Annotated in this window: 19 protein-coding genes; 12 read left to right on the forward strand and 7 right to left on the reverse strand. The window is 69.8% G+C overall.

Annotated elements, in window-relative coordinates; genetic code table 11:
- Window positions 1-317 precede the first annotated feature (317 nt).
- Window positions 318-617 carry a hypothetical protein gene (locus ACWDOP_RS07535; protein ID WP_456344390.1) on the forward strand — a complete coding sequence of 100 codons (300 nt, stop codon included), beginning with the start codon at window positions 318-320 and terminating at the stop codon, window positions 615-617.
- A gap of 192 nt (window positions 618-809) precedes the next feature.
- Complete coding sequence (locus tag ACWDOP_RS07540) at window positions 810-1,226, forward strand: NUDIX hydrolase (protein ID WP_456344391.1); 417 nt, start codon at window positions 810-812, stop codon at window positions 1,224-1,226.
- Window positions 1,227-1,344: 118 nt separating this feature from the next.
- On the opposite strand, the gene ACWDOP_RS07545 is transcribed toward ACWDOP_RS07540, so the two are convergent.
- Together ACWDOP_RS07545 and ACWDOP_RS07550 are read right to left on the reverse strand one after the other, a co-directional pair.
- A complete protein-coding gene (locus ACWDOP_RS07545; RefSeq protein ID WP_456344392.1) occupies window positions 1,345-1,761 on the reverse strand; it encodes a hypothetical protein in 417 nt (138 codons plus the stop codon).
- A 252-nt stretch (window positions 1,762-2,013) separates the two neighbouring features.
- The gene (locus ACWDOP_RS07550; protein WP_456344393.1) at window positions 2,014-2,697 is read right to left on the reverse strand and encodes a DUF899 domain-containing protein; all 684 of its coding nucleotides are present in this window, start codon (window positions 2,695-2,697) and stop codon (window positions 2,014-2,016) included.
- A 168-nt stretch (window positions 2,698-2,865) separates the two neighbouring features.
- Here ACWDOP_RS07550 and ACWDOP_RS07555 point away from each other — a divergent pair, with 168 nt between their 5' ends.
- Together ACWDOP_RS07555 and ACWDOP_RS07560 are read left to right on the forward strand one after the other, a co-directional pair.
- Window positions 2,866-4,176 carry a class I SAM-dependent methyltransferase gene (locus tag ACWDOP_RS07555; RefSeq protein ID WP_456344394.1) on the forward strand — a complete coding sequence of 437 codons (1,311 nt, stop codon included), beginning with the start codon at window positions 2,866-2,868 and terminating at the stop codon, window positions 4,174-4,176.
- Between the two features lie 46 nt (window positions 4,177-4,222).
- A complete protein-coding gene (locus tag ACWDOP_RS07560) occupies window positions 4,223-5,182 on the forward strand; it encodes a DNA polymerase domain-containing protein (protein WP_456344395.1) in 960 nt (319 codons plus the stop codon).
- A gap of 194 nt (window positions 5,183-5,376) precedes the next feature.
- On the opposite strand, the gene ACWDOP_RS07565 is transcribed toward ACWDOP_RS07560, so the two are convergent.
- Window positions 5,377-5,589, reverse strand: a complete 213-nt coding sequence (locus ACWDOP_RS07565) for a DUF5302 domain-containing protein (RefSeq protein WP_454208817.1) — start codon at window positions 5,587-5,589, stop codon at window positions 5,377-5,379.
- A 183-nt stretch (window positions 5,590-5,772) separates the two neighbouring features.
- Between ACWDOP_RS07565 and ACWDOP_RS07570 the strand changes: the two genes are divergently transcribed.
- Entirely contained in the window at window positions 5,773-6,666 is an 894-nt protein-coding gene (locus tag ACWDOP_RS07570) for a bile acid:sodium symporter family protein (protein ID WP_456344396.1), read from the forward strand.
- 37 nt (window positions 6,667-6,703) lie between these two features.
- Here ACWDOP_RS07570 and ACWDOP_RS07575 read toward each other — a convergent pair whose 3' ends face one another.
- The gene (locus ACWDOP_RS07575; RefSeq protein WP_454208819.1) at window positions 6,704-7,120 is read right to left on the reverse strand and encodes a nuclear transport factor 2 family protein; all 417 of its coding nucleotides are present in this window, start codon (window positions 7,118-7,120) and stop codon (window positions 6,704-6,706) included.
- Between the two features lie 216 nt (window positions 7,121-7,336).
- Between ACWDOP_RS07575 and ACWDOP_RS07580 the strand changes: the two genes are divergently transcribed.
- From ACWDOP_RS07580 to ACWDOP_RS07595, 4 genes are all read left to right on the forward strand, one after another.
- Complete coding sequence (locus tag ACWDOP_RS07580; RefSeq protein ID WP_456344397.1) at window positions 7,337-8,665, forward strand: MFS transporter; 1,329 nt, start codon at window positions 7,337-7,339, stop codon at window positions 8,663-8,665.
- Window positions 8,666-8,783: 118 nt separating this feature from the next.
- Complete coding sequence (locus ACWDOP_RS07585) at window positions 8,784-9,440, forward strand: VC0807 family protein (RefSeq protein ID WP_456344398.1); 657 nt, start codon at window positions 8,784-8,786, stop codon at window positions 9,438-9,440.
- A 138-nt stretch (window positions 9,441-9,578) separates the two neighbouring features.
- The gene (locus ACWDOP_RS07590) at window positions 9,579-10,070 is read left to right on the forward strand and encodes a VOC family protein (protein ID WP_456344399.1); all 492 of its coding nucleotides are present in this window, start codon (window positions 9,579-9,581) and stop codon (window positions 10,068-10,070) included.
- Window positions 10,067-11,524 carry an FAD-binding protein gene (locus tag ACWDOP_RS07595; RefSeq protein ID WP_456344400.1) on the forward strand — a complete coding sequence of 486 codons (1,458 nt, stop codon included), beginning with the start codon at window positions 10,067-10,069 and terminating at the stop codon, window positions 11,522-11,524. Before ACWDOP_RS07590 ends, ACWDOP_RS07595 begins: the two co-directional genes overlap by 4 nt.
- On the opposite strand, the gene ACWDOP_RS07600 is transcribed toward ACWDOP_RS07595, so the two are convergent.
- Entirely contained in the window at window positions 11,500-14,151 is a 2,652-nt protein-coding gene (locus ACWDOP_RS07600) for a DUF4132 domain-containing protein (RefSeq protein ID WP_456344401.1), read from the reverse strand. The genes ACWDOP_RS07595 and ACWDOP_RS07600 overlap by 25 nt on opposite strands.
- A gap of 142 nt (window positions 14,152-14,293) precedes the next feature.
- Here ACWDOP_RS07600 and ACWDOP_RS07605 point away from each other — a divergent pair, with 142 nt between their 5' ends.
- Window positions 14,294-16,408 carry a prolyl oligopeptidase family serine peptidase gene (locus ACWDOP_RS07605; protein ID WP_456344402.1) on the forward strand — a complete coding sequence of 705 codons (2,115 nt, stop codon included), beginning with the start codon at window positions 14,294-14,296 and terminating at the stop codon, window positions 16,406-16,408.
- 9 nt (window positions 16,409-16,417) lie between these two features.
- Here the strand turns inward: ACWDOP_RS07605 and ACWDOP_RS07610 are convergent, their stop codons facing one another.
- Both ACWDOP_RS07610 and ACWDOP_RS07615 read right to left on the reverse strand, forming a co-directional pair.
- Window positions 16,418-17,041 carry a TetR/AcrR family transcriptional regulator gene (locus ACWDOP_RS07610; protein ID WP_454208826.1) on the reverse strand — a complete coding sequence of 208 codons (624 nt, stop codon included), beginning with the start codon at window positions 17,039-17,041 and terminating at the stop codon, window positions 16,418-16,420.
- Between the two features lie 113 nt (window positions 17,042-17,154).
- Window positions 17,155-17,748, reverse strand: a complete 594-nt coding sequence (locus tag ACWDOP_RS07615) for a TetR/AcrR family transcriptional regulator (protein ID WP_454208827.1) — start codon at window positions 17,746-17,748, stop codon at window positions 17,155-17,157.
- Between the two features lie 121 nt (window positions 17,749-17,869).
- On the opposite strand from ACWDOP_RS07615, the gene ACWDOP_RS07620 reads away from it, so the two are divergent.
- Both ACWDOP_RS07620 and ACWDOP_RS07625 read left to right on the forward strand, forming a co-directional pair.
- Complete coding sequence (locus ACWDOP_RS07620; protein WP_456344403.1) at window positions 17,870-19,228, forward strand: ABC transporter permease; 1,359 nt, start codon at window positions 17,870-17,872, stop codon at window positions 19,226-19,228.
- Between the two features lie 272 nt (window positions 19,229-19,500).
- Complete coding sequence (locus ACWDOP_RS07625) at window positions 19,501-20,076, forward strand: GAF domain-containing protein (RefSeq protein WP_456344404.1); 576 nt, start codon at window positions 19,501-19,503, stop codon at window positions 20,074-20,076.

The following is a 20,076-nucleotide window of genomic DNA, read 5'->3' on the forward strand; positions in this document are numbered from 1 at the left end:
TGATGAGGCTGATGTGCTCGGGTACGCATGCATCCGCGACGGTTTGTTTGCTGCCTATGTGCGCGACACTGCGAACGCATCCGGCCCGGCGATGACGATCTGCCACGCGGATTCGCCCTGGATCGACTGGAACCGGTGTGCGGGTATGCGAAATCCTCGACGCTGCTGTACTTCGCGGATGCCGATGGTCGGCTCGGCGAAGACTGGGCCTCGGATGTGTACACGCCGGCCCGGCGCCTCGGACCGGCGGAAGCCTATTCGACATCAGCGTTCAGCGTCGGCGCCGGCCATGAACCGTGTCCTTGAGCCTGGGGTCGTTGGTGATTCCCGGAACACAGCAGTTCGGTATCTTGACCGACATCTTTCTGCCGTGGATCGCCGCGGCGGTCAGTAACCCGTTGAATCCGTATGGTGTACTGGATAACACGATGCTGGAACGCCGTAACGAATTGCGGCTCAACTCTTTTCTCCGAGAGATCCGCTACGCCACACTCGACCTCGGCGGCACCTGGCGGGCGGTCACCGGACACCGCGCGGTGGGTCTGGTCTTCGACCGCGAGGGCTTCATCGTCCTTGATCCGCTCTCGTGGGAGCCGACGCTGACCTCGAAGCCATGAGTGCTCCTCTCACGCTGCGCCGCAAAGGTGCTGGAACATGCGGACAACTCTGAGCTCCGGTATCGTTGCATGGCGCTGAGCCGTCCGTCGCGGCGGCGGTTCCGAATCACGGGTATGGGGAGTGATGCGGGCAGGACCTATTTGTGCCGGGACATCGGGGGTGACGCGCACCTGATACCGGAGGGGGAACTGGTGCAGCGGACATCGGTGTACCTCGTCGCCGTGCGGGAGGACGAGGTTCTGCTGGTGCGGGACGGGTATGCGGGGCAGGGATTGTGGGACCTGCCGGGAGGTGGGTTGGAAGAGGGGGAGGACTACCTGGACGCGCTCGACCGGGAACTGGGGGAGGAGACCGGGCTGCGGCTCGCGGGGGAGCCGGTGTACCTGGGTGAGTTCATCGAGTACTTCTACGATTTGCGGTCCGGGGCGGGATGGGAAGCCACGCGGCGTTACTACGCCGGTGAGGTGGCCGGCACGATGGCAGTCGGGGGGAACGGCACGGACGTCACCGCGTGCGAGTTCGTCGCGCTGCCGCCGGACGCGTCGGAGACGGGAGCGGTGGCGCGGAAGATGATTCAGCTGGCGTTGGAGCGCGTGCTGGAACGGTGATCCGCCAGGGCCGGGCGCGGACGGTCGCCCGGGGATACCGCCTGTGCGATATCGCTGAATGGCGAAGGCCCGGTGCACCTTCGAAGCCCGGTGCCCATCGGCACCGGACCGGCCCGGGTCAGGGCAGGTTTGCTTCCAGCTCCGCGCGGAGGCCGCCGGGCTTGGGGCCGTCGCAGCCGGTGCGGGGGTTGGGGAGCAGGGGCGGGGTGCCGCCGAGAGCGGGGGACACGTAGACCGTCTGGGAGACGGTGCGGCCGTTCATCGTCGCGGTGATCGTGTGTGGGCCGGGGGTGGTGGGGGTCCAGCCGACCCAGAGGTTGTCGGGTTGCTGCTTGTTCGAGGAGCCGTAGGCGGGGCGGCCGGGGACCCAGCGGCCGACGAAGCACTCGCCGTTGTCGGTGAACACGATCTGGTGGCCGGTCGGCTCCACGTCCGTGTGGTACCCGATCGTGTATGCCGTTCCCACCGTGAAGGATTGGGTGGGCGACAGCTCGATGTCGAGGGCGGCCGCCGGCGCGGCGGTGAGCGCCGTCAATGCCGAGGCAAATGCCAGAGAAGTTGTGCCCCAAACAATTCGATGTGCCGTTCCGCTGCGTGTTCCCATCCCCGGACTCCTCTATCCCGGACCCCTGACGAGGGGGTCGAGGAACGCTAACTTCCAGCGGCCGGGAAGGGAATAGCTACGCGGGTGTGTGGCTGCCCGCAATTATCGGGGCGCGGATATCAAGGACCACGGAATTCACGGGCCGATGCCGAACTCACCGGCCCGCGAGAACCGTTGTGAGGGTTAGGCTTTGCCGTAGGCGGCGGCCACATCCTCGGACCCGACCCAGCGGCTGTAGGTGGGGGACTGGGGCCAGCCGGCGGGGGAATCCTGCCACTCCTCCTGGCGGCCGTAGGGGAGCAGGTCGACCAGGGCGAAGGTGTGGGTCAGTTGCTCGGTGCCGCGGCCGTTGGTGTGCCAGGTGCGGTAGACGGTGTCGCCCGAGCTCAGGAAGACGTTCACGGCGAAACCCTCGCCGGGGGGCGCGCCGACGTCCGTGCCGAAGGGGCTGTTCGCGGTCGAGTACCAGGTCATCTTGTTGCCCACGCGCTGCTTGTAGGCCAGGGCCTCCTCGATCGGGCCCTGGGTCACGATCACGAAGCGCGCGTCGTAGTTGTCGAGGAACTCGAGGCGGGTGAACTGCGAGGTGAAACCGGTGCAGCCGCCGCACTGCCACTCCTGGCCCGGCGACCACATGTGGTTGTAGACAATCAGCTGGGACCTACCCTCGAACACGTCGGCCAGGCGCACCGGGCCCTGCTCGCCGTCGAGCGTGTAGTCGGGCAGTTCGACCATCGGCAGCCGTCGGCGCTGCGCCGCGATGGCGTCGAGTTCGCGGGTCGCGGCCTTCTCGCGTTTGCGCAGGGCGTCGAGTTCGTGCCGCCAGGTATCGGCGTCGGTGATGGGCGGCAGTGCTGTCGGGCTCATGGGGTCCTCCCTTGACCGTGGACGCAGAGTGCGTGCTGAAGATGTAGACCCGGTCCGCGCCGCGAATTCATCGGTGCGGCCCGATCGAATTCCCGCGCCGCCCGCCGCCGCCCCGACACTGCGGCGCGGATCCCCGACGAGACGGGACGATAGGGGCAAAGTGGACGCATGGGCGGTGACGCGACAGTCGCGGAGACATTCGGACCCCTGCTGCGCCTGGCCTTCGGACCGACCCCGCCCGTGGACTTCGAGTTCTGGGACGGCAGCCGCGTGCGCGCCGCCGGCCCGGCCCCCGGAACCCTGCGGATCCGGTCCAGGGACGCGCTGAGCCGCATGGTCTGGGCCCCGGGCGAATTGGGCCTGGGCCGTGCCTTCGTCGCCGGCGATGTCGATCTCGACGGCGACCTGTTCGCCATGCTGCGCGCGCTGCAGAACGCGGTACCCGGCAGCGCTCGCCTGGGCGTGTCCGGCGCCTGGCGGGCGGTCGGCGCGGCCGCCCGGCTCGGCGCGCTCGGCCGCAGGCCGGAACCACCGCCCGAGGAGGCGCGCCCGCGCCGCGGCCCGCGCCACACCAGGGACCGGGACGCGGCCGCGATCAGCCACCACTACGACGTCGGCAACGACTTCTACGACCTGGTCCTCGGCCCGAGCATGACCTACTCGTGTGCCCGATTCACCGCACCCCACGACGACGGCGCCGGTCCCGCCGACCCCGCCGTCGGCCTCGCCGACGCGCAGCGCGCCAAGCACGACCTCATCTGCCGCAAACTCGGCCTGACCGCCCGCCCCGGAATGCGCCTGCTCGACGTCGGCTGCGGCTGGGGCTCGATGGCCATCCACGCGGCCGCCACCTACGGCGCGCACGTCGTCGGGGTCACCATCAGCCGCGAACAGGCCGACCTCGCCCGCCGCCGCGTCGCCGCCGCGAACCTGTCGGCCAACGTCGAGATCCGTCTCGTGGACTACCGCGACCTCGGCGGCGAACAGTTCGACGCCATCTCCTCGATCGGCATGTTCGAACACGTCGGCTCCGAGCACACCGCCGAGTACTTCGACACCCTGCGCGCCGCCCTGCGCCCCCGCGGCCGCCTGCTCAATCACGCGATCTCGGCCCGCGGCGGATCCCGGATCCCGCCGCGCTCGTTCATCGGCCGATACGTGTTTCCCGACGGCGAACTTCGCGACGTCGGCGATGTCGTATCGGCCATGGAGCGAGCCGGATTCGAGGTCCGCGACGTGGAATCACTGCGCGAGCACTACGCCCTGACCCTGCGGGCCTGGGTCGCCAACCTGGAGAACGACTGGCCCGCCGCCGTCGCCCTCGTTGGCGAGGGCCGCGCCCGCGTCTGGCGCGTCTACATGGCCGCCTCCGCGCTGGGCTTCGAGGACGGCGGCCTGGGCCTGCACCAGGTCCTGGGCGTCGTCCCCGGCGACGACGGCGCCTCGGGCATGCCGGGCACCCGCCGGGCGTGGGGATAGCGCGATGACGGTTGACGCGAATGGCGAAGGGGCGCATGGTGGGCCGATGGGCGACGGGGTTCGGGACGGGCTGAAGTTCAGCAGTTTGGGTGATCCGCTGTTCGATGGAGCGGAGGCGACCAAGGGCGATCTCATCGACTACCTGGAGGCGGTGGGGGAGCGGCTGGTGCCGTCGCTGCGCGACCGGCCGCTGTCGGTGGTGCGGGTGCGGCCGGGCCAGGAGCCGTTCATGCAGAAGAACCTGCCGAAGTACACGCCCGAGTGGATGCGGCGGGTGACCCTGTGGGCGGGCAGCTCCAAACGCGAGGTCACCTACGCGCTCTGTGACGACGTGCGGACGCTGCTGTGGTTCGGCAATCAGCGCGCGGTGGAGTACCACGTCACGCTCCTGCTCGCCGAGCAGCTGCACGACTACTCCGGCGGGCCTACGCATCTCGTCCTCGACATCGACCCCGCGCCGGAACAGCCGTTCACGCAGGCTGTCGCCGCGGCGGAACTGATCCGGCAAGCGCTGGCGGCCGACGGCCTCGCGGGCGCGGTGAAAACCAGCGGCTCCAAGGGCGTTCACATCTTCGTCCCGGTCGCGGACGTCGGGCTGGAGGACGCCGCGGCGGCCACCCGCGCCATCGCGGCCCGCGCCGAGCGCCTCGATCCGGCGCTGGCGACCACGGCCTTCATCCGGGAAGACCGGGGCGGCAAGGTCTTTCTCGACTCCACCCGGGCGGGCGGGGCCACGGTGGTCGCCGCGTACAGCCCCCGAATCCGGCCCGGCGCGACGGTCTCGTTCCCGGTGCGCTGGGCGGACCTGCCCGATGTGCACCCGCGCGACTTCACGATTCGCACGGCGGTGAAGCAGCTCGGCGACCGCGATCCCTGGGCCGAGGACATGCCCGCGCCCCAGACGCTGCCCGCGGATCTCATCGCGGAGGGGCACACCATCCCGGTGGCCCGGGTGCAGGCCATGCACGAGGGCAAACGCCGGGCCCGGGCCCGCCGCGACGACTGAGTCCTGACGACACCGACATTCGAGGCAGAGATACCCGGGCAGAGCGGCAGCTGCACCCGAGCCGCGCGGCAGCGAAACCCGAGCCGCGCGGCAGCGAAACCCGAGTCGCGACGCCCCGGCCCGAGGCGGCGACTGCCGATCGAATAACAGCGGCCCCCGGCAGCGCTGCTGCCGGGGGCCGCGTCTTCCCGGTTCTACCCGCCCGCGCGCCGGCGGAAGGTGCGTTTGCCGCCCGCCTGCGCGTGGGCGCCGTGCACCTTGCCGGTGTTCTTGCCGGCCCCGCCCGCCGCCGCGTTCGTTCCGTTCTTGCGCTCGAGGGCTTCCCGGAACTTCCGCTTGGTCGCCTCCTGCGGCGACTCCTGCACCGCGTCCGCGGAATTCGCTTGGACTTCTTGTTCATCGGCCATGGGCCCAGCCTTCCACCTCCGAGCCTCCGCGCGGCACTCGATTACCGAGCACAACTCCGATTAGGGCGATTTGTCCGGATATGCTGCGACGCGGGTCACTCTCGAGCTACCCTCCATCCAATTTGAGACGAGTCGGTCTCAGATATGGGTCCGGCGGACCCGGCTCGATGATTGAGGAACACCATGAACTCACCGTTCGTCTCCGTGGGACTGCCACTGGCCCTGGCCGCGATCATGTTCGGACTCGGGCTCTCGCTCACGGCCGAGGACTTCACCCGGATCGCCCGCACGCCGAAGACCGTCGCGGTGGCGCTGGCCTGCCAGTTGCTGATTCTGCCCGCGGTGGCCTTCGGGCTGGTGCTGCTCTTCGATCTGACGCCGATCCTCGCGGTCGGCATGATGCTGCTCGCGGCCTCCCCGGGCGGGACGACGGCGAACCTGTTCAGCCACCTGTTCCGCGGCGACGTCGCGCTCAATGTCTCACTGACCGCGGTCAATTCGATCATCGCCGTCGTCACCGTCCCGCTGGTCACCAATTTCGCGATCGGCTACTTCGACCCGAGCGACGGATCCGGCACGCTCGGACTGCAATTCGGCAAGGCGGTCCAGGTCTTCGCCATCGTGCTCATCCCGGTCGTGTTCGGCATGGTGGTCCGCAAGTACGCGGTCGGGTTCGCCGATCGCATGGATCGCCCGGTGCGGATCGGCTCGGCGCTGGTGCTCACCATCGTGGTCGCGGGCACCATCGCCGCCGAACGAGCCAACCTCGGCGACTACTTCGTGCAGGTCGGGGCAATTGTCGTACTGTTCTGCGTCATCAGCCTCACCGCCGGCTACTTCATCCCGCGCTGGCTCGGCGTCGACTTCCGCCAGGCCATCGCCTGCTCGATGGAGGTCGGGGTGCACAACAGCACCATCGCCATCACGATCGCCATCAGCGTGCTGGACAGCACCGAGATGGCGGTTCCCGCGGCGGTGTACGGCGTTCTGATGTTCCCGCTGGCCGCGGGTGTCGGCTGGCTGCTGACCCGGCAGCGCGGCGCCGAACCGGCCCTCGCGCAGCCGGTCGCGGACTGATCGTCCGGGACCGTTGGCCGGGGCCGGTGAATTCCGCCTAGGCCCCGGCGGTTTCGCGCAGAATCTGCTCGGTCGCCTCCTGCTGGATGCGCTCGAACTGCGCGCCCATGGCTGCGGCCAGCGCCTGCGCACCCGAGAGCGGGCGCACCATGACCATGAATTCGACGATCTTGCCGTGCTCGTCGAAGGTCAGGAAGTCGCATCCGGTGACGGCCTTGCCGTCCACCTTGGTCTCGAACAGCAGCGCGTGGTCGCGGCCGTTCTCGTTGGCGATCTCCCGGACGTAGTGGAAGTCCTCGAACACACGCAGCACCCCGCGCAGGATGGCGGCGGTGATGGCCTTGCCCGGGTAGGGCTTGAAGGCGACGGGGCTGATGAACACCACGTCGTCGGCGAGCAGGGCCTCGATGGCCTCGGCGTCGCGGGCCTCGACGGCCTGTCGGAAGGTAGTCACCGAACACCTCGCATATGCAACTCGTTGAATACGACGTTGGGGACCCTACCCGGCCGCGCGCTGGAACGCCATGCCCGCTCCCCGGCTGCGCGGATCCAGGAAACTCCGCATCGGCGGCGTGTCGGCCGGGTCGGGCACCCGGCGTCGCGGGTACGTTCGCCAACGCTTGCTTGTTATTAGCTAACCGAGGTGTTCGAGGCGTCCGCGAGGAGAGCTATGACAACCGTCATCGACGATGCCCCCTTCACCGGATTCCACAAACGACTCGCCATCGCGTGTTCGGGCGGACCGCTGCTGGACGGCTACATCCTGAGCATCGTCGGCACCGCGCTCATCGGCATGACCCCCGAACTCGACCTGAGCACCGCCGACATCTCGCTGATCGGCGCCGCCGCCCTGGTCGGAATGTTCGTCGGCGGCGCGCTTTTCGGCGTGCTGACCGACAAGATCGGCCGCGAGGTCATGTACACCGCCGACCTGGTCGTCATGGCGGCCTGTTCGATCGCGTCCTTCTGGGCCGAATCCATCTGGCTCATCGTCATTCTGCGGTTCGTGCTCGGTATGGCGGTCGCCGCCGACTATCCGATCGCCACATCATTGCTGGGAGAGTGGTTGCCGCTCAAGCAGCGCGGCAAACTGCTCGGCTTCCAGATCGTGGCCTGGTACGCCGGATCGGTCCTGGCCTACGTGGTCGGCTACCTCTGCCTGACCTTCATCGGCGACGGCAGTTGGCGCTGGCAGCTCGCCAGCGGCGCGGTGCTGTGCGCGTTCTTCCTGATCATCCGGCAGAGCACCGCCCCGGAGTCGCCGCGCTGGCTGGCCCAGCACGGCAAGCCGGAGAAGGCCGCCCGCATGATCGAGAAGTACCTGCACGTCGAGGTCGATCCGGCGGATCTGATCGAGGGTGATGTGTCCCTGGAGGAGCACGGCTCGATTCGCGCCCTGCTGCACACGAAATACCGCAAGCGCCTGGCCTTCTGCTGCGGCTTCTTCGTCTGCCAGGTCACCGTGCTGTTCGCCATGCTGACCTTCGGCCCGCAGATCCTGACCTCCTTCGGCATGCCCGAGGGCACCTGGATGGACACCCTGGGCACCGCGATCATCAGCATGGTCTTCCTCATCGGCTGTCTGCCCGCCATGCGCCTGATCGACACCATCGGCCGCCGCCCGGTCATCGTGTGGTGCTTCGGGCTCATGGTGCTGCCGGTGCTGTTCATCGGCCTCTGGCCGGCCATGCCCGCCCTGCTCGCGTTCCTCATGCTGTGCCTGTACGCCTTCTTCTGCGGCGGCCCGAACGTGCTGGACTGGACCTATCCGAACGAGCTGTTCCCGACGCACATTCGAGCCACCGCGGTCGGGGTGACCACCTCGGTCAGCCGGATCGGCGCGGCGCTGGGTACCTTCCTGCTGCCGTGGTCGCTGGACAATCTGGGGATGGGGCCGACGTTCCTGTACGCGGCCGGTATCACGGTCATCGGCTTCCTCATCTGCCTGTGGGGCGCGCCGGAAACCAAGGGCCGCAGCCTCGAATCGGCGGCGTCCTAGCCGCGCCGCCCATGACGACTGTCATGGGCGGACCGTGATGGTTGGCAGGTCCGCCGGGGTTTCGCCGTCCGTAGCGTCATTTCTCGTAGCGCACAGTCGAATACGAGGAGTGCCAGCCATGACCACCACCGCGCCCGCCGTGACCGCCCCGCAGGGCAAGACCGACCGCCCGTCGCTCGTGAGCATGCTCGCGCCCATCGCCCGCGACATCGCGATTCCGGTCGCCGCCTACTACGCGCTGCACGCGCTGGGGTACTCGGATCTGATCGCCCTGCTGGGCGGGGCCCTGTGCTCCGCGGCCATCGTGGGGTTCGAGGCGGTTCGGGCGCGCAAGATCGATCTGTTCGCGGGAATCGTGCTCGGCGGCTTCCTGGTCGGACTGGCCGGCGCACTGGTGAGCGGGGACGCGCGCATGGTGATCGTGCGGGAATCCTTCGGCACCGTGGTGGTCGGCGCAGCCTTCCTGATCAGCGCGCTGATCGGCAAGCCGCTGACCTACGCCGCCGCGCGCAAGGCGTTCGCCGCCTCGCCGCACCTGCCCGTCATGGAGGAGGCGTACCGCACCGATCCGGCGGTGCGACGGCTGCATTCGACCCTGGCCCTGGCCTGGGGCATCGCCCTGGTGAGCGAGTCGGCGCTGCGGATCGTGCTGGCCTACCGGCTGCCGGTGAGCACCATGGCATGGCTGTCCAGCGTGCTGATGGTCGGTGTCATGAGCATCATGGGCGTCGTGTCGTTCCTGGTGATCAAGCGGATCAAGAAGACCGCGAACTAGCGCGCGCCGCGCGGCGGCCCGGTTCCCCTTGGGGACCGGGCCCGCGTCGTGTCCGGGGCCGGGCGAGTTGTGAGTTTGCAGACTGCGTATTTAAGCGGTTGTGATTAACTGCCCTGAGGATCGGTGAATGGAGCACGGATGACGGTGGCGCGCGGGCCGATCACCCAGATCGCATGGGTGGTTCCCGATATCGAGCGGAGTGAGAGCTTCCTGGGCGCGGTCCTGGGCGCGCGCAAGTGGGTGCGGATGCCCGAGGTGCGCTTCGGGCCCGAGAACTGCAGCTACCGCGGCGAGCCGGCGGACTTCACCGCGCACATCGCGCTGGCCTACAACGGCGACACCCAGCTCGAATTGATCCAGCCGGTGCGCGGTGCCTCCATCTACACCGAGTTCCTGAGCGCCTCCGGGCCCGGACTGCACCACATCTGCGTGGAGCCCGAGGACTTCGACCAGACACTGAAAGACGCCGCGGCCCAGGGCCTGGACATCGTCCAGCGCGGTGACATGGCGGGGCAGATGCGCTTCGCCTACCTGGACGGTGCGGCGGCCGGAGTGCCCTTCATCGAGGTGGCCGAGGTCGGCGAGAATATGCGGAAGTTCTTCGAACAGATCAAGAGGGAAGCACAGTGAGCGCACGGCCGGTCAATATTGTTGCGGCGGAGACGATTACCGAGTGGACTGCCGAGGTCGACGTGCTCGTCGCCGGATTCGGCATCGCCGGGGGCTGCGCCGCGGTGGAAGCCGCGAGCCGCGGCGCGCGGGTGCTGCTGCTCGAGCGCGCGGCCGTCGCCGGCGGCACCACCGCCCTCGCCGGTGGTCACTTCTACCTGGGCGGCGGCACCCCCGTCCAGCAGGCCACCGGGCACGCGGACTCGGCCGAGGAGATGTACAAGTACCTCACTTCGGTTGCGCGCGAACCCGAACCGGAGAAGATCCGCGCCTACTGCGACGGCAGCGTCGAGCACTTCACCTGGCTCGAGAGCCTGGGCTTCGAATTCGAGCGCAGCTACTACCCGGAGAAGGCGGTCATCCAGCCCGGCACCGAGGGGCTGATGTACACCGGCAACGAGAAGGTCTTCCCGTACCGCGAGCAGGCCGTGCCCGCCCCGCGCGGGCACAAGGTGCCGGTCCCCGGCGACACCCAGGGCGCGGCGCTGGTGATCGACCTGCTCGTCAAGCGGGCGGCCGCGCTCGCGGTGGAGGTCTGGTACGAGACCGGCGTGACCGATCTGATCGCCGAACCGGACGGCACCATCGTCGGCGTGGCGTGGCGCCGCCCCGGGGAAACCGGTGCGGTGCGGGCGAAGTCGGTGGTGCTGGCCACCGGCGGCTTCGTCATGAACGCCGACATGGTCGCGGAGAACGTGCCGTGGCTGGCCGAGAAGCCCTTCGTGCTCGGCACCACCTATGACGACGGCATCGGCCTGCGCCTGGGCCTGGCGGCGGGCGGTGCGGCGCGAAACATGAAGCAGGCCTTCGTGACCGCGCCGGTCTACCCGCCCGCGATGCTGCTCACCGGCCTGGTGGTCAATCGCGACGGGCAGCGCTTCGTCGCCGAGGACTCCTACCACGCCCGGACTTCGGCGTTCGTGCTCGAACAGCCGGATGCCGCCGCGTATCTGATCGTCGACTCCGAGCACATGGAACGGCCCATGTTCCCGCTCGCCCCGTTCATCGACGGCTGGGAGACGGTCGAGGAAATGGCGACCGCGCTCGGAATCCCCTACGAGGCACTGCGAACCACGCTCGACCGCTACAACGAGCACGCCGCGCGCGGCGAGGACCCGGACTTCGGCAAGTCCCCGGAGTTCCTGGCCGCACAGGACACCGGCCCGTGGGCGGCGTTCGACCTGACCCTGGGCAAGGCGCTCTACGCGGGCTTCACCCTGGGCGGGCTGTACACCTCCGCCGACGGAGAAGTACTGCGCGAGAACGGTTCCCCGATCCCCGGCCTGTACGCCGCGGGCGCGGCCGCCGCGACCCTGGCCCAGGACGGCAAGGGCTATTCCAGCGGGACCCAGCTCGGCGCGGGGTCGTTCTTCGGCCGCCGCGCCGGCGCTCACGCGGCCAGCCGCTCCAGCTGACGCAGCAACTCGGAGGCGGTGACCGGGTCGAAGGCGCCGAACGTGCCGCCGGTCAACCGCACCGAGGTCACCCGCTGTTCCTCGGCCTCGTAGCTGTATCCGCCCTGGATTCCCGGGGACAGGGCGACCCGCACCACGCGGAACGTGCCGAACTTGCGGTAGATCCCGTCGTGCGAGACCACCCAGCCGTACTTGCGCAGCCCGTAGACGCGGCCGGTGGAGATCCGCCGGTCCGCGAACCGGTCGAGGGTCTCCCCGGCGGCCTCCTCGGGGGTGAAGCCGTACACGCCGCGTTCGAGCTGCTCGAAGGGCTGGAGCAGTTCGTAGTCCCGGAACTGTTCGCGCCAGCGGGGCAGTGAGTCGCCCAGGTGCAGCGGGTGCGCGATGCCGACCAGGGCATCCTCGGCGAGCGCGTACGGCTCGTCGTCCACGTCGGCGAGACTGCGGTCCTGGTCGATCCGGAACGCGCCGGTCACCGCGCCCGCGTCGTCGAAGCTCGCCCACACCAGGCGGCGCGCGAGGTGACCGAGCACCGGATGATCGAGGATGAGGGAGCGGAAAGCGGTTGCCCGCCAGCGCCGTCCGTCGAGCATCGCGGATTCGAAGCGCCGAATCTGTTCGGCGGTCGCGGTTTTCAGCTCCTCACTGAACTCCCGGAAGGATCGGTAGGCGGCGGGGGCCAGCTCGGGATCGTCGGTGGCGGCGGGCCGGGGCAGGGTCCGCAGCGGTTGGCCGTCGAGCATGATCCGCGGCCGCAGTTCCTGATCCAGCGACACGGTGAACCGGCGGGAACCGTAGTCCAGCGTGCGGGTGCCCGCGGCCAGGCCGAGCTGGGGGACCACCCGGTCGGCCAGCTCCTGCTCGCTCAGGCCCAGCGTGGCCGAGAGCGCCTCGACCTTCTCCGACGCCCTGGTCCGCACACTCTCGTGGCGGCTGCGCTCGGCGATGCCGTGCAACTGGGTCAGCGCGACGTCGCCGCCGATCGCGGCGATGACCTCGACCGCCTCCACGGCGCGGGCGCTGCCGGACTTGCTCGGCCAGGTAGCGATGAACGGGACCAGCCTCCGAATGGTGTCGTCCGTGCCGACCAGGGCCAGGGCGCGCAGCACCCACCCGCTCTTGCTCGGATACGCGGCCAGGTGCCAGGCGTCGAAGATCGCCCAGGCGAACTCGGCGGCCGAGACCGGATCCACGGCCGCGATCACCTCGAGCGCCTCCGGCCGATCACCGTCGGGACCCCAGGCCAGCAGCCAGGTGACCCAGCGGGTGGCCGCGGCCGCGGGCAGCGCGGTGTCGGCCCCGCGCAGGCGCACCTGCGGAAGCAGTTGGGGAGCGAGCCATTTCGGTAGCTTGGGCGCCCGTTTCGGCGCGGGCGCGGTGAGGACGGCGGGCAGGTCCGCGGGGTCGGCCTCCGGTCGCCGCTGCGCGATCTCCAGCAGCGGGATCGCCCGCTCGTCAGCGTGATCCGCGACCAGCTCGGGATGATCGACCGCGTGCAGGCGCAGCGCGCGGACCGCCGCCGGGGACGGGGACTCGACCGCGTGCCGGGACAGCAGGCGCATCGCCCGGCGCGGATAGCGTGCCGTCGCGCTGTTCAGCGCGGCCAGAACCGCTTTGTGGTCCATGCGATCCAGCAGCGCCTGATACGCGGTGTCGAAGGGTATTTCGGCGAGCAGACCCGCCAGCGCCTTCACCTCCGGCGCGACGCGAGGGGTGCGACGCTCGAATTCGGTCACGACGATCGGAACGGCGTCCGGGCCCACCTGGGTCAGCAGGTTGTAGAACACCGAGTAGTCGCCGTAGGTCAACGGCCAGGTGATCTCGCGATACCGAGCGAACTGCTCCGGGGTGGTCAGGGCGCTCGCCAGCCGGGACACCGGGTAGTGGCCCGGCGCCGTCTCGGACAACCCCGCAAGATCCTCGTCGACCCAATCCCGCTGTGTCGGAGCCAGATACGACGTGGCCAGTCGCGTCCACACCGCGCCCGGATCCGCGCGCAGCGCCGCGAGTCGCCGAACCGCCGTCTCGTAGTCGGCCTCGGTGGCCGCCGCGAGATCCCCGCGTACCCGGCGTGCCATGTCGCCGTGATTGGTGTAGCCGAAATCGGACGCGGGCAGCACCGTCACCTCGATGCACCACTCGCCGTCCGGCTGCCGATTGCGATCGGCGCGGAACCGCCGCCGCCACACCGCGGCTTCGGCGGCGAACGCGACACCGTGCGAGTGCACCCAGCTGTCGGCGAACAGGTCCGCGATCTCGTCCCGGTCGTGGTCGTAGTGCGCGAAGGGCGCCGTGCCGCAGCAGGACCACAGATCGACGGCGACCAGCGCTCGAACGACCGCCGCGCCGAGGGGCTCCGCCGCCGTCGCGGGCGCGTCCAGGTAGGCCCGGGCGGCCGCGGCGATCTCCTCGAACCCGTTCGCGCGCAGGTGCGCCAGGCTCGCCGCGATGCTCGGCCGGAAGCGGTCGAGTAGCCGGTCCAGCGCCTCGGTGACACCGGGATCTATTGCCCGCGAACGCGACTCCCCGTGCCCGCGCAGCGGTTCGGCCCGCGTCCACCAGTGCGCGGGCACGGTCCAGAGGTCTTCGTCGCTCGTCATCTCGCCCTGTCGCGCGGTCCCCGCCATACCCGAATGATGCCGCCGGGCACCGACAGCGCCGCGCCCGGGTCCCGGCCCGCCGTGACCGGCCGCCACCGGCCACCCGCTGTACCCTTGCCTATCGGCAGCTCGAACGAGGTGGCGCGCATCGACTCACCGGGGGGAAGCGATGAAACACGGCGGCATCGGACGGCGTACGGCCCTGGCGGCCCTGACGGTCGCGCTCGTTGCGGCCTGCGGCGGCTCGGACCCGGACTCCGACCCCCACCGGTGGCTGGAGGAACTCGACGGTCCCCGGGTGCAGTCGTGGGTGGCGGCGGAGAACGCCAAGACCCTGGACGTGCTGGAGAAGGACCCGAGCTACGCCGGAAACCTCACCGCCGCGGTCGAACTCGGTAAGGCGCCGGACCGGCTCCCGCTGCCGCGATTCCACGGGGGCGCGGTCGGCAACTTCTGGCAGGACGGTGAGCATCAGCGCGGCATCTGGCGCGAGAGCACCGTCGCCGGATACGAAGCGCCGCAACCGGAGTGGAAGACCGTCCTGGACCTGGACGCCCTCGCCGCCGCCGAGGGCCGCAACTGGGTGTGGGAGGGGATGAACTGCGCGCCCGGGGCGGGCACCCGCTGCCTGGTCGAGCTGTCCGAGGGCGGCGAGGACGCGGTCACCGTCCGCGAATTCGACAGGTCCACCGGACAATTCGTGGCCGACGGCTTCGTGCTGGACCGCGGCAAGCAGTACACGTCCTGGGTGGACGAGAACACGCTGCTGGTCTCGCGGGAGTGGACACCGGGAGACAAGACCGTCTCCGGCTACCCGTACGTGGTCAAGCGCTGGCAGCGCGGCGAACCGCTCGCCGACGCGACGGAAGTGCTGCGCGGCGATCCCGCCGACGGACTCGGGACCGCGCCGTTCCTGCTCGACGGCGGCCCCGGCGAGCGGGTGTCCATGGTCGTGCGCCGCCCGTCCTTCTTCGAAGCGCAGGTCAGTGTGCTCCGGGACGGGCAGGCGGTCCGGATCGCCCTGCCGCCCAAGGCCGATGTGGAGGGCATGGTCGGCGATCGGATCCTCGTCTCGCTGCGCCAGGACTGGTCCGCCGCGGACGGCGGGGCCTTCACGTCCGGGTCGCTGATCTCGCTCCGCGCGGACGAGGTGCTGTCCGCGCCGGATCAGCCGCGCGCCACCCTGGTCTACGCGCCGGGGCCGACCCAGACCCTGCAGCAGGTCATGACCACCCGATCGCACCTGATCACGACCTCCCTGGACGACGTGCGCGGGCGCGCGACCGTGTACACCCCGCTGCCGGACGGCGGCTGGTCGGCCGTCCCCGTCGCGCTGCCGGAGAACGCCACCGTCGACGCGGTGGACGCCGATTCCCGCGGCGACACCGCGTATCTGACGGTCAGCTCGCCGGTCACCCCGGTCACGCTGTGGCGGCTCGACACCGCGGCCGGTCGCGCGGACCCGATCAAGGCCGCCCCGGCGCGCTTCGACGCCTCCCGATTCGTGGTCGAACAGCTCAAGGCAACCTCGCCCGACGGAACCCGGGTGCCGTACTTCATCGTGCGCGCCGCGGGCATGAAGTACGACGGCAAGAACCCGACGATCATGTACGGGTACGGCGGCTTCGGTTCCACTTCGACGCCCGGGTACAACGGTCTGCTGGGCCGGCTGTGGCTCGAACGCGGCGGGGTCTACGTCATCGCCAATATTCGCGGCGGCGGCGAGTACGGTCCCGCCTGGCACGAGGCCGCGCTGAAAACCCAGCGGCAGCGCGCTTTCGACGATTTCCGCGCCGTCGCCGACGATCTCATCGCCCGCGACGTCACCACCCCGCGGCACCTCGGCATCCAGGGCGGCTCCAACGGCGGCCTGCTGATGGGCGTGCAGTTCACCCAGCATCCAGAACTGTGGAACGCGGTCGACATCCAGATCCCGCTGCTGGACATGGTGCGGTACGAGCAGATCGCGGCGGGCGCGTCCTGGGTCGGCGAGTACGGGACGGTGGCCGATCCCACCGAACGTGCCTTCCTGCAATCGATTTCACCGTACGCGCAGCTGCGCTCGGGGGTGGCCTACCCCACGCCGTTCGTCTGGACCACGACCAAGGACGACCGCGTCGGCCCGCAGCACGCGCGCAAGTTCGCGGCGCGGCTGTCCGAACTCGGCGCCCCGTACTTCTTCTACGAGGCGACCCAGGGCGGGCACGGCGCCGGCGCCAACATCGACGAACGGGCTCGCACCAGCGCGCTCGAGTACACCTATTTCGTCCGGCAGCTCATGTAGGGATCGCCCTCAGACGATCAGCGAGAGCGACACCGCGACCAGCACGCCCACCAGTTCGCTCACCGGCGGTCGCGGATCCGAGAGCAGCCATTCGTGTGCGAGTCCGTTGACCGCGCCGATCAGCGCGCTACCGGTCAGTTCGGGAGTGCTGCGCAGGCGCGAGTCCGCCCCGGCCAGCGGGCCCAGAATGAGTTCGATGGTCGCGATCCACTCGTGCCTGCGCGCGCGGCGATGCTCTTCCATGCGCTCGCTGACGCCGACGACCTCGACGAACGCCACCTTGGCGCGGTACGGGTCCACGCCGACCGAACCCAGGTACGCCTCCATGGCCTTGGTGATGCGCACGGTCGGGTCCGGATCGGGCCCGAGTTCGGCCACCGCCGTGGCCAGCGCGGTCGCCGCGGACTGCTGAATGTGGTCGTACGCCGCGACGAGGACGTCCTCGCGCGTGGCGAACTCCTCGTAGAACTGCCGCTTGGACAGTCCGGCCGCCGCGCACACGTCGGCGAGCGAACAGTTGGCGTACCCGCGCTCGCCGAAGATTTCGATGGCGGCGTCGAGGAAGCGCTGTCGGCGTTCGGCTTTGCGCTCGGTGACGGCGCGCCCGCCGTACTGCCGTCCCTCGATTGTCACTGTCCGTCCTCGACTGTCGCTGTTGCGTGGCCTCGATGCCGGCCGGAGCGGCCGGCGGCCGCCCCTTGGTCATCGTCCGAACCGTTCCAAAGGTAACGGGGACCCGCGGACAATCAGCGACGGGGCCGCAAACCGTCCAACATGTGGGTCACTGTCTCTTCAAATAATCCATCGGCGTCGGCCGCCGCGACGAAGCCCGAACCCACGAAAGTGGCCAGGCCCTGCAGCGCCGCCATCGCGGTCAGGCACATGCGCCGGGGATCGCCGTCGACCACCTCCCCGCGCGCCTGACCGTCGGCGATCATCGCCAGCGGGGTGGCCAGGGCCTGCGCGACGGCGGCCTCGATCTCCGGGGTCTGGCGCTGTTTGCGGGCGAACATGACCGCCAGCAGGGCCGGGTTCTCGATGGCGAAGCTGAGGTAGGTCCGGGCCACCGCGCGAATTCGCTCCAGGAAAGTGCCGGTGGCGGCGGCCTTTTCGAGTGTGGTTCCGAGTCGCTCGAAGCCTTCCGCGGCGAGCGCGTCCAGCAGCGCCTGCTTGTCGCGGAAGTGCCGGCTCGGCGCGGCGTGGCTGACCCCGGTGTCACGCGCGAGCTGGCGTAGCGAGAGTCCGTCCACCCCGGCCCGGCGCAGGAGGGCCTCGGCGCGGCGCAGCAGTTCGGCGCGGAGGTCGCCGTGGTGGTAGGAGCGCGAGCTGGCGATGGACATGGTGAGAGCAGGATATCGGACACATCCGCCGATGTTGGCATTGACTACTTTGTTGTCAGTGCCTACATTTGCCCTTGCTATGACGAACGTGAGTGCGTCCGAACCGAATGGGAGTGAGCCCGTGCCGAAAAACAGTGCGCCCTCGGCGATTCCGGACAGCGGCGGCCCCGCGGGCGGTGCCGGGCACCGGCTCGGGCTGCCCCTGCGCGGCTGGATACCGCCGATCTTCGTGGTCACGCTGCTCGCCGCCCTGCTGGGCACCATGTACCTGGGGTACACCTCGGACCCCGAGAAGAACCTGCACGACTTCCCCGTGGCCCTGGTCAACCAGGACGACGGCGACATCGTCGACGGCAAGGCCGTGAACGTCGGCAACCAGATCGCGGACGCCCTGATCGCCAAGGTCCCCGCCGACAAGGTCGACCTGCGCCTGGTCGGCGTCGGCGAGGCCCAGCGCCAGCTGCGCGACGGCCGGATCTACGGCGCCATCATCATCCCGAGCGACTTCTCCAAGCGGCTGAGCATCCTCGGCACGGCCGCGGTGGTGCCCGGCGACGTGGAGCGGCCCGTCATCACCGTGCACACCAACCCGCGGGCGGGCACCTACGCCGCGCAGATCGTGCAGCGGGTCAGCGACCGCGCCATGACCGAGGTGAACCACACCGTCGGCGCCCAGCTCACCGAACAGGTCCGTGCCGCACTGACTTCCACGCCGGGCGCGGCCCCCGCCGAACTCACCGGCGCGGCGCGCCTGCAGCTGGCCACCCCGATCGACATCTCGGTCAGCCCCTTCCGCCCGCTGCCCGAGGGCACCGGCCAGGGCCTGTCCGCGTTCTTCTACACCCTGATCCTGCTGTTCGCCGGATTCAGCGGGGCCATGCTCATTCACGGCATGGTCGACAACAAACTCGGCTACCTGCCCGCCGAATACGGGCCCTGGTTCCTGGACGTGCAGCCCGTGGCCATCAGCCGCTGGCGCACCCTGCTGGTGAAATGGGCCATCGCGCTGGTCACCGCGCCCATAGTGTCCGCGTTGTTCCTGGCGATCGCGACCCTGCTCGACATGCCCATCGACCACGCGCTGCCGCTGTTCCTGTACGGGGCGCTCGCGGTCGCGGCGGTCAGCGTCACCGGGCTGTCCATCCTGGCCGCCTTCGGCACCGCCGGACTGCTCATCAACATGATCGTGTTCGTGGTGCTCGGCCTGCCGTCCTCCTCGGGCACCATCCCGGTCGAGGCGACCCCGCGCTACATCGCGGTGCTCGCGAACTTCGAACCCATGCACCAGATCTACCTCTCGGTGCGCGCGCTGCTCTACTTCGACGGGCACCTCGCCGCCGGCCTGGGCACGGGTATCTGGATGACGCTGTTCGGACTGGCCTTCGGTGTCCTGCTGGGCGCGGTGGTGACCCACACCTACGACCTGCGCGGGCTGTACCGGCTCGGGGTGTCGCACAAGCCCGCCGCAGCGGTGAAGTAGCCGCTTCCCCAGGGCACGCGAGCCGCGGAGACCTCCGCGGCTCGCGTGAGCGGCATTGGCCCGGAGTGACTTTCGGCCCTTTTTGTTGCCGAGCTGTGACGGCACCATGAGCCCCGAGCACCGAATACTCATGGCAGAGCGAGGATCACGGGGCGGTTCGCAGCATGGTTTCGGCACGGTTCGACCCATTGACGGGGCAGTTTCTACGCGCGGTTCGCGACGCCGGAGGCGGATTGACGGCGGTGTGCGGGGCGTGCGTACGAGTGCTGCCCGTGCGGCGTGCCGCTATCGTGCTCGAGGAGCGCGACGCCGGCCTGCAGCCCTGGTGTGCCAGTGACGAATTCGCGTCCCGGGTGGAAGCGGCGCAGGCCACCGCGGGGGAGGGGCCCGCGGTCTCGGCGGCGTCGGCGGGGGTTCCCGTCCTGGTGAGCGACTTCGCCGGCTGCGGGCACTGGCCGGGTTTCGCCGAGGCGCTCACCGGATTCCCCACCGCCGGTTCCATGTTCGCGGTTCCGCTGCGGCTCGGCCATATCCGGCTCGGCGCGATGGACCTGTACCGCGACGCTCCCGGTCGCCCGGAACCGCTGCTCATGGCCGCGGCCCTCCACGTCGCCGATCTGGTCACCGCGAGCCTGGTGCTGTCCGCCGGGCAGGAGGCGCGGCGATGGTCACAACCGTTGTCCAGCCGCTGGATTCACGAGGCTGCGGCACTCACGAGCGCGCGCCTGGGTATCGGCAGGGCCGATGCCTGCGCCCGGTTGCGCGCCTACGCGTTCACCCACGAGATGTCCCTGGTCGAGGTGTCCAAAGCGGTTGTTCAGCGCCGGATCGTGCTCGATCGAGAGTGA

The organism is Nocardia sp. NPDC003693 (assembly GCF_053981095.1).